Origin of the sequence: Streptomyces sp. NPDC127190, from assembly GCF_042672505.1 — a bacterium.
Taxonomy (GTDB): Bacteria; Actinomycetota; Actinomycetes; order Streptomycetales; family Streptomycetaceae; genus Streptomyces.
The window spans coordinates 24,833-33,202 of sequence record NZ_JBHXVE010000045.1 but is presented as its reverse complement, the minus strand read 5'-3'; the positions used below and the strand labels follow the sequence as shown (position 1 = coordinate 33,202).

Sequence of the window (8,370 nt, the reverse complement as noted above, 5' to 3'; positions counted from 1 at the left end):
ATGCAGTACCAGATGAAGTACGGCCTGCCGAACCCCGACGGCACCGTCGGCAAGACCCGGTGGGGGGGGGTGGGACCCCCCCACGGGGACGGCCCCCGGGCCCGCCCCGCCCCGGGCCCGCCGCCGCGGTGTCCTGGGTGAGGCGCCCGCCCCGCGGCGGGGGGCCCCCCCATTGGAGGCCGAGGGCGGCGCCGGCCGCGTTCGAAGCCGCCTGAGCCGCCCCTGGGGCCCTGGCGGGGGTCTTCTGCCCCGGGGGCAGGGGGTGACGCCGAGGGCCGTCAGGCGCTCGCGCTGTCCCTCGGCGAGGCCAGCAATCGTCATTTACCAGGACCCGTTCTCCCGAAGCTACGGCGAAGTGACAAGTAGCTCTCTGCAGTCACCTCCGAACGGGGCCGGAGGGGCGGGCGGCCTCGCCGCCGCACTGACCGGGAGCGAATCCCTGATTCCGTCCTCGGCAGGGCAAGCATCATGGCGACCACACCCAAGATCCAAGGCTCTAAACACACTCCAGTGCCATGTCACAGATCAGGACCCCCGGGGCGTCGCACCCCAGTACGCGTAACGCCTGGGAAGGGTCTCGCTGACCCTGCGGTTCACCAGTTGTCGGGCGCGCTGCCCACCTACGCGATCGGCAGGCCCTCGCTGCTGCGGCCCCGTGTACGACCCCGTGTTCACCGGACGTACCCGTGCCCCACGCCTCACGCGGGAGTGAAGTCACCGCGTCTCGGACACAGCGGCCGAAGCCACGTGGCTGTGGGCCCTGGACACCATGACCTGCCGCACAACGCCAAGCAAATCATGCAAGCACCTTGACTTTGTAGAGTGGCGCTGTGAGTTGCGAGGGGGTCAGGTCGGCTCCGCCGCATTGGTTGGTGGGGTTGCTGATGGGGAGCCCGGCGAGGTTGCTGTCGGCGGCTCCGGTGCCGTGAGTGGTTGTTCCGCTGGCCTGAGGGCTGCCGTGGTTAGCGCAGAGGGTGCCGAACGCCGGGGAGACGATCGGCAGGAGGCCGCCGGCCGCGGCGGGGGCGGCGGTGAGCCCGACAGTCAGGACGGCAAAGCAGCAGGTGGCGTATGTCCGTTTCATATCGAGAGCAACGATCTCCACAATCAACGGACACGCTTGCCATGCCACATGCCACATGCCACATGCCACCTGAACGCTCGTCTTAACGGCTCCGCCGAACGCCGCCGAGGCGGCTTTGACTACCTGGCCAACGCAGCGCAAGGCCACGATGGGCCGCGCAAAACGGCTCACGCCGGCGGAGTCGCCGCCTGCAAAGCTGCGTGGGGCGCCGGACACGGTGACCCGCCCGCTGCTGGGCCTTACGCCCACTGCATGCCCAGCTTCCGCAGTGCGTCTGTCCTGTCTGATCAGCGTGCGGCGTCCGGATCGAGGGATTCGGCGTGTCGGAGAAGTCGGCGTTTGCCAGCATGTCCCTGGCGTGGGCCGCCGATTCCTCCCAGGCTCCGTTGGCGGCCCATTTGAGGGCATCGAGGGCGCCGTCGATGTCACCGGCTTTATCCAGGCTGATGCCAAGGTTGATGGCTGCCATGCCACCCTGGACCGGGTGTCCGGTGGTCATGAGGTGGCGGTACGTGCTTCGGGAGGCCGGCCTCGCTGAGCATGACCGCCAGGAAGAAGGTGGCGGCGGGGGAGAGCTGGGGGTGACCGGCGCGGATTGCCCGCTGGTAGGCGTCGTGGGCGTCGTCGTAGTACGCCATCCAGACGGGTGCGGCTCATCGCGGCCGGCATCCCATGGCGAGAGTGGCGACAGCCAGAGCGAGCAGCGCCAGGGCGACCAGTGACAAGTCGACCGCGCGCCACAGCTGGATGAACTTGGCCACGGCGAGGAAAGACAGAATCGTATCCGCACGGCTCGTGTGTTCGATAGTTTGGCCCTGCCGCTTCGCGGAGGACCAGGCCGAGCGGCGCTCAGGGGGAAGCGACAGGGCTGACCCTTCCATGCGTGAGTGGGGTGCACGCCATGCGGAAAGTCACCATGCGGGTAATCCAGGGCGCTGCGGCTGCCGGGCTCGCTCTCGGCGGCGTCGCTGTAGAGACCGGCACGGCGGCCGCGGCGGTCGGGGTCAACACCGACCACTGGCAGGTCGAACACGACTACTGGATCGGCCCGAACGACAACACCAACCGATGCGTGGACGACTCGATCGACCCGAATAGCAAAGACGGCAACCTCCTTCGAGGCTTCCCCTGCTACCAGAACAGCTACAGCGGGGGCTGGCAGAAGTGGCGCGTGATCTCCGTGGACCCCAACGGCTACGCCCAGCTCAAGAACATGAATACTGGCCTGTGCCTGGACGACTCAAACGCCGGGCCGAACGGGACGGAGCTGCTTCGCGGCTACTCCTGCAATGGGGGTAGTTACGACGGCGGCTGGCAGAAGTGGCGGATCGTCAACCGCAATACGGGCACCAGCCCGTCCTACTACCAGCAGGTGCTCCAGAACGCGAACACCGGCCGCTGCCTGGACGACTCCGACGCCGGTAACGGCGGCTCCGACCTGCTGCGCGGCTACCCCTGCAACGGCGGGTCGCAGGACGGCGGCTGGCAGGGCTGGTACATCTTCGACATGGACGCCTGACCCGCGCCGAGCGTGACACAGCAGCGCGTACGGCTCTCGGCCGGGGCGCCGCCTTCACCACCACAGGAACCACCGCCGCTTCGTCGTTCAGGCAGCCGATGACGATGGGGCGCCTAGGGAGTGTTGTGAAAGTGCGTTGGCGGGCGACTAAATCCTGGTAGGCCAGTACAGTCGCGGGCATGGTGAGACCAGTGCTGCGGGCAATCGAGGGTGACGGGCGCGTTGTGGACGATCCGACCGAGGACGCCCTGCACGACCTGTTGGCTGATATGAACCTGCGTCACCGGTTCGTGATCCTCAGCAGGCTCGACCTGGAGCCTGTGGATCAGCACTATATGCAGGTCTACCTGAATGACGACATGAGCTACCAGGTGGAGTACCGCGAAGGCAGCGCAGACAAGCACTTCCAGGCTCACGTCCCACGGCCACATGAGATCATCGGCCCAGAGCCGATTGCCAAAGTGATGATGGACTGGGCGCATGATCGCCAGGGTTGGCGTGAGGCGATGGCATGGCTTCCGATGCTCTGTTAGAGCACCGTCACAGCCACTCGTTGATCGCTGCGACCAGAACAGTTGGCTCATAGCGGACGGCGGTTTGTCGTACCGGGTGGCGACGGCCCGGTGGCGCTTGAGGCGGTTGATCCCGCACTCAACAGCGTGCCGCTGCTTGTAGTCGTCCTTGTCAAACTTCGGCGGCCGCCCACCGCACGATCCGCGCTTGAGGCGGTTGCTGACCCGGTCTGCCGGAACCGGGATGGCGGCCTTGATTCCGCGTCTGCGCAGGTAGGAGCGGTTAGCGCGGGAGTCGTACGCCTTGTCGGCCCGGACCCGGTCCGGGCGCTTGCGCGGCCTGCCTGGCCCCAGCCTCGGGACCCGGATGGCTTCCAGCACCGGCTCGAACTGCGGGGAGTCGCCCCGCTGCCCGGCCGTGATCACGACGGACAAGGGCTTTTGCCCCTGCTCGACGGCGAGGTGGATTTTGCTGGTCAGTCCGCCGCGGGAGCGTCCGAGGCCGTGGTCGGCCGGCTCGACGAAGATCCCGCCGGGTGGCTCCTTCTGGAGGTCCCCCTTTTCGCCGCTCCGGCGGCGTGCTGGTGGGCCCGGCAGACGGTGGAGTCGACGTTGACGTCCCAGGTGATCAGGCCCTTCGCGTCCGCCTCGGCCTGGTGCTGGGTGAGGATCCTCGCCCAGGTACCGTCTCGCTGCCAGCGCCGGAACAGGTCATAGACCCGCTCCCACGGCCCATAACGTTCGGGCACGTCCCGCCACGGGGCCACCGGTCCGGGTCCGCCACCGTATGCCGTCTATCAGCTGCCGCCGCGTCCACACCCGCGGTCGACCCGGCTTGATGCCCGTCGGCAGCAACGACTCCAGCCGGGCCCACTGGCCGTTCGTCAGATCCCCACGTCCCACAGGGCATGATCATCAAGGAACAAGATCCACTTTCGCAACAGACCCTAACCCCGTGGCGCGCAACTGCCTGCGAGTCGCCAGGCCCCGGGATGCCTGCTTCCATCTGAAGTCAGGAAACCACCCGTCGTCGTACGCAACAGCCGCCGTCACGAGGAGGAGCAAGAAGTCGCCGCCGCGACGACGGGATGGGGATGCCGCCGCTGCCGTCAGTGGCGGATCAGGCCCGTGCGTTTGACGGTCGCCAGCAGCGGGGTGGTGTCGATGGCGGTGACCCCGTCGAGGGGGCCGACGGTGTCGGTGAGGAAGGTGTACAGGGCGTCGAGGTTCGCGGCGGCGACAGCGACGACCAGGTTGGCGGGACCGGTGGTGGCGGCGCAGAAGCGGACGTGCGGGTGGGTGCTCAGGGTCCGCGCGGTCTCCTGCAACGCACCTGGCTGTACGGCGATCCACAGCAGCGCCTCGGTCTGCGCGCCGAGCAGCGCGAGATCGAGCTCAGTGGCCAGGCGCAAGACCTGGCCCTCCACGAGGGCCTCAAGCCGTCGGCGGGCGGTCAGCGCCGTGGTGCCGGCGCGGCGGGCCAGATCCGTGTAGGTGGCCCGGCCGTCCTCGGTCACAGCGGCGATCAGCGCGGTGTCGACGTCGACTTGCGTGTACGACGCTGCCGGCGTCTTGAGTAACGCAGGGGCGAGTTCGGCCAGTTCCGCTGGGGAGAGGAGACCGGCGGTCCAGCGGAACGCTGTCGGGAAGACGCGCAGCAGGGTATGGGCGGTCCAGGAGCCGACGGCGTCGGTGGCGGGCAGGTCGCGCAGCAGCAGGTTGTTGCGGGCCTCCGCGCCTTCGGGGAAGAAGATCGTGGAGATCTCGTCGCCGCCGCCGAGGATGTCCACCCAGACGGTGTCGGGGCGGCGGGCCAGTGCCTGGGCGACCTGGCGGATCTTGTTGGGGCGGCAGCGGATGCGCAGGGCGACGGGGATGAGGTGCGGGAAGCGTGCCGGGTTGCGTACGGCGGTGGCGCGCAGGGTGCCGTCGGCGTAGAGCAGCGCGACCCGGCGTACGACGGTGCGCTCGGACAGCCCCAGACAGCGGGCCACCTCGCGCCAGGAGGCACGCGGCGAGGCGACCAGCGCGGCCGCGATCCGCCGATCGGTTTCATCGAGTACCTGTCGCATGATCCGCATGATAGGCCGAGTCTCTGGCGCACTTTCTGCGCACTCGCCTTCAGGTTGGCGGTGAATCCCCGCATCCCTCCTACAACAGTCTCGTCACCGAACGACACGTTCGGATCGGCACCCGCGAGATGAGGGAGAAGACGATGACTGATCACGGAGCCGACCTGCTGATCCGCGCCGGCGCGGTGCACACCCTGGTGCCCGGACAGGCCCCGCAGCGGGCAGTGGCCGTGCGCGGCGACCGTATCGCCGCCGTGTCCGCCGACCCCCACGGCCTCGACCACCTGGTGAGCGCGGACACGCGGGTGCACGACCTGCCGGATGCCACCGTGCTGCCCGCCTTCGACGACACCCACACCCACCTGATCTTCGCCGCGCTCGGTGCCCATGACGTCCCCGTCCACCGGGCCCGGAACATCCCCGAGTTCCTCGACCTGATCCGGCAGCGGGCCGCCGTCACGCCCGAGGGCGAGTGGATCCGCACCACCACCAACTGGCAGGAACTCAACCTGGCCGAGCGCCGCATGCCCACCGCGGCCGAACTCGACACGGCCACCGACCGGCACCCGGTCCTGGTCAAGCGCGGCGGCCACAACGACGTCGTCAACACCTACGCGCTCCGGCTGGCGGGCATCACCGAGGACACCCCCGTACCGCCGGGTGGCACCATCGGGCGCGGCGCCGACGGCAAGCTGGACGGCCGGCTGATCGACAACGCCCTGCACCTGGTGGAGCACCTGGTCCCGGCCCCGGACCGGGCCGAGCGCATCGACGGACTGCGCCTGGCCAGCCGCGACTACGCCGCCACGGGCATCGGGACCGTGCGCGACTGCGCGGTCACCCCTGAGGACTACGCGGTGCTCCTGGCCGCCCGTGTGGCGGGGGCGCTGGGCACCCGGGTGCGGGCGCTGATCTCGGCGCTCGGTCTGACCAGCGCCGCGCAGGTGGAGGATCTACTCGACGTCATGGAGGAGTGGCGTCACACCTCCGACCCGTGGCTGTCGGTGTGGGGGGTGAAGTTCGGCCTCGACGGCGGCCTGGAGGCCGGGGCCACCGAGGAGCCGTACGCCTGCGACCACGCCTTCTCCGGGATGCTGATCTGGGAACCGGACGCGCTGGTCGAGGCGGTAGAGGCGGTGGTGCGGCGCGGCTGGCGGGTCGGCACGCATGCCTACGGCGACCGCGCGGTCCGCACCCTCCTGGATGTCTACGAGCGCGTCCTTCAGCGCAACCCCGGACTGCCCGCCGGCACGCTGGTGATGGAGCACGGCGGCCTGGCCGGTCCCGAACAGCAGGCCCGTGCCGTCGAGTTGGGCATCCCGGTCACCATCCAGCAGCCACTGCTGCACGACACGGCCGAGGTGGAGGAGGGCTTCTGGGGCCCGGAACGTGTCGCGCGCCTGTTCCCCGCCCGCGGCTGGATCGACCTGGGAGCTCAGGTCAGTGCCGGATCCGACTTTCCCGTCGGCCAGTTCGGTGCCATGCGCTCGGTGTGGGGCATGACCACCCGGCAGACCGTCATCGGCGTCAAGGGCCCCGAGCACGCCATCTCCTACGACGAGGCGCTCACCCTGCACACCGCGGGCGCCGCCCGGCTGACCGGCGAGGAGCACCTGCGCGGCACCCTGACCCCCGGCCGCCTCGCCGACCTCACCGTCTGGGACCGGGACCCCGCCCACTGCCCGAGTGACGCCCTGCGCGACCTGAAGCCCACGCACACCTTCCTCGGCGGACTCCTGGTCACCTCCACCACCGAGCGGTGAACATGCCCCCTCATGACGGCAGGGCCAGTCAATCCACTTTGTTGGGACTGGCCCTGTCGTGGTGGTGCGGGCGCCCGTTGGGATGGTCCTGCTCCGCCGGTGGGCGGGATGTGCAGAGCCTGCCATATCCGCTGCCGAGAGGTGTCGAGACCATGCCGCGTACCCGTTCGTTCGTGCAGGTCGATGTGTTCGCCACGAGCCCCTACTCCGGCAATCCGGTCGCGGTCGTTCTGAACGGGACGGACCTGAGCGGGGAGGAGATGCAGCGGCTGGCGCGGTGGACGAATCTGTCCGAGACCACGTTCGTGCTGCCGCCCACCGTCGCGGAGGCGGACTACCGGCTGCGGACCTTCACCCCGGGAGGTGAGCTGCCGTTCGCCGGGCACCCCACCCTCGGCTCGGCGCGTGCCTGGCAGGACGGCGGCGGCACGCCGCAGCATGCCGAGTATCTGGTGCAAGAGTGCGCTGCGGGTCTGGTCACGGTGCGCCGTGGTGAGGACCTGTTGTCCTTCGCCGCTCCGCCCCGGGTGCGACCGGATTGCGGCGACCGCCGGAATCCCGCTCGACGGCACATGGCGCCCACAACCGGAAGCCGAATAGCCGCGCCCGAGAAATGCACGCGGTACGGCTGCCGGACACCACATCAACACGCTGACTTGCCAAGGAAGACGAAGCCGACTGGGTAGAGGTGGTCGTCGATGGGGTCGTCGATGCCGGTGACGTGCATGCCGCGATGGACGATGAAGCCGTTTTCCACCGCGTCCTCGCCGGGCGTCCAGAGCCGTTCGGCGGGGTGCATGGTGCCGTCGTCGCCCTCGCTGGTCACGAGGTCGTACAGGCCGGGGGTCGTCATGCGCTCGCTCCGGTGCTGGTGTCGGCCGCCTTGAGGACGCGCGGGAGATGGACGTGGAGGTGTTCGACGTCGACCTGGCGACCGCGGGCACGCAGTTCGCGGGCCAGGAGTTCGGTGAGTCCGGATGCCCTGTGCCTGCCGCCTGCACATCCGATGGCGATGCGGCCGGGGCCGGCGGGCAGGTCGGCGTAGTCGGCGAGGTTGGCGAGCAGCTCGAGGGCGCCGGGCGTTGCGAGGACGACGTCCTGGACGCGGGGGTTGAGGCCGTCGAGGTCGAGGATGGCGCGGGCGGCGGCCGGGTCGCGGAGCCGGTCGCGGACGTCTTCGATCCGGTCGGCGGCGGGCGGGACGGGGGAGCCGTCCGGGCCGGTGGGCAGGTGCAGGTAGCCGAACGAGATCAGGCGGATCGGGTGCAAGGGTGCCTCCTGCTCGGGCGTGAAGGGCGGGAACGTGCGGAGCGGGGGGGGCGCGCGCGGGGGGGGGGGGGGGGGGGGGGCGGGAGGGGGGTGGAAGGGGGGGGGGGGGGGGGGGACAGGGGACAGGTGCGGAGGGGGGGGGGGAAACAGA

Annotated in this window: 8 protein-coding genes and 1 pseudogene; 4 read left to right on the top strand and 5 right to left on the bottom strand. The window is 69.7% G+C overall.

The window, feature by feature from the left end:
* Window positions 1-796: 796 nt before the first annotated feature.
* Window positions 797-1,141 (bottom strand): hypothetical protein, encoded by a 345-nt coding sequence (locus ACFVIU_RS37675; protein WP_385848200.1) that lies wholly within the window; start codon window positions 1,139-1,141, stop codon window positions 797-799.
* An 859-nt stretch (window positions 1,142-2,000) separates the two neighbouring features.
* Between ACFVIU_RS37675 and ACFVIU_RS37670 the strand changes: the two genes are divergently transcribed.
* Together ACFVIU_RS37670 and ACFVIU_RS37665 are read left to right on the top strand one after the other, a co-directional pair.
* A complete protein-coding gene (locus tag ACFVIU_RS37670) occupies window positions 2,001-2,603 on the top strand; it encodes an RICIN domain-containing protein (RefSeq protein WP_385848199.1) in 603 nt (200 codons plus the stop codon).
* A 179-nt stretch (window positions 2,604-2,782) separates the two neighbouring features.
* A complete protein-coding gene (locus ACFVIU_RS37665) occupies window positions 2,783-3,136 on the top strand; it encodes a hypothetical protein (protein WP_385848198.1) in 354 nt (117 codons plus the stop codon).
* Between the two features lie 7 nt (window positions 3,137-3,143).
* On the opposite strand, the pseudogene ACFVIU_RS37660 reads toward ACFVIU_RS37665, so the two are convergent.
* Both ACFVIU_RS37660 and ACFVIU_RS37655 read right to left on the bottom strand, forming a co-directional pair.
* Window positions 3,144-4,018 (bottom strand): annotated as a pseudogene (locus ACFVIU_RS37660) (IS5 family transposase).
* A gap of 206 nt (window positions 4,019-4,224) precedes the next feature.
* The gene (locus tag ACFVIU_RS37655) at window positions 4,225-5,196 is read right to left on the bottom strand and encodes an Lrp/AsnC family transcriptional regulator (RefSeq protein ID WP_385848196.1); all 972 of its coding nucleotides are present in this window, start codon (window positions 5,194-5,196) and stop codon (window positions 4,225-4,227) included.
* A gap of 134 nt (window positions 5,197-5,330) precedes the next feature.
* Between ACFVIU_RS37655 and ACFVIU_RS37650 the strand changes: the two genes are divergently transcribed.
* Entirely contained in the window at window positions 5,331-6,950 is a 1,620-nt protein-coding gene (locus ACFVIU_RS37650; protein WP_385848195.1) for an amidohydrolase, read from the top strand.
* Window positions 6,951-7,102: 152 nt separating this feature from the next.
* The gene (locus ACFVIU_RS37645) at window positions 7,103-7,636 is read left to right on the top strand and encodes a PhzF family phenazine biosynthesis protein (RefSeq protein WP_385848193.1); all 534 of its coding nucleotides are present in this window, start codon (window positions 7,103-7,105) and stop codon (window positions 7,634-7,636) included.
* On the opposite strand, the gene ACFVIU_RS37640 is transcribed toward ACFVIU_RS37645, so the two are convergent.
* The gene (locus tag ACFVIU_RS37640) at window positions 7,594-7,803 is read right to left on the bottom strand and encodes a hypothetical protein (RefSeq protein WP_385848192.1); all 210 of its coding nucleotides are present in this window, start codon (window positions 7,801-7,803) and stop codon (window positions 7,594-7,596) included. The two genes, ACFVIU_RS37645 and ACFVIU_RS37640, sit on opposite strands and share 43 nt — an antisense overlap.
* Complete coding sequence (locus ACFVIU_RS37635) at window positions 7,800-8,219, bottom strand: hypothetical protein (protein ID WP_385848190.1); 420 nt, start codon at window positions 8,217-8,219, stop codon at window positions 7,800-7,802. The genes ACFVIU_RS37640 and ACFVIU_RS37635 overlap by 4 nt, the downstream gene beginning before the upstream one ends.
* Window positions 8,220-8,370: the final 151 nt, after the last annotated feature.

What these genes read in the sequence shown, in the direction of transcription:
- ACFVIU_RS37675 (WP_385848200.1), bottom strand. Translation starts at nt 1,141, where the DNA reads ATGTGGCATGTGGCATGGCAAGCGTGTCCGTTGATTGTGGAGATCGTT.
- ACFVIU_RS37670 (WP_385848199.1), top strand. Translation starts at nt 2,001, where the DNA reads ATGCGGGTAATCCAGGGCGCTGCGGCTGCCGGGCTCGCTCTCGGCGGC.
- ACFVIU_RS37665 (WP_385848198.1), top strand. Translation starts at nt 2,783, where the DNA reads ATGGTGAGACCAGTGCTGCGGGCAATCGAGGGTGACGGGCGCGTTGTG.
- ACFVIU_RS37655 (WP_385848196.1), bottom strand. Translation starts at nt 5,196, where the DNA reads ATGCGGATCATGCGACAGGTACTCGATGAAACCGATCGGCGGATCGCG.
- ACFVIU_RS37650 (WP_385848195.1), top strand. Translation starts at nt 5,331, where the DNA reads ATGACTGATCACGGAGCCGACCTGCTGATCCGCGCCGGCGCGGTGCAC.
- ACFVIU_RS37645 (WP_385848193.1), top strand. Translation starts at nt 7,103, where the DNA reads ATGCCGCGTACCCGTTCGTTCGTGCAGGTCGATGTGTTCGCCACGAGC.
- ACFVIU_RS37640 (WP_385848192.1), bottom strand. Translation starts at nt 7,803, where the DNA reads ATGACGACCCCCGGCCTGTACGACCTCGTGACCAGCGAGGGCGACGAC.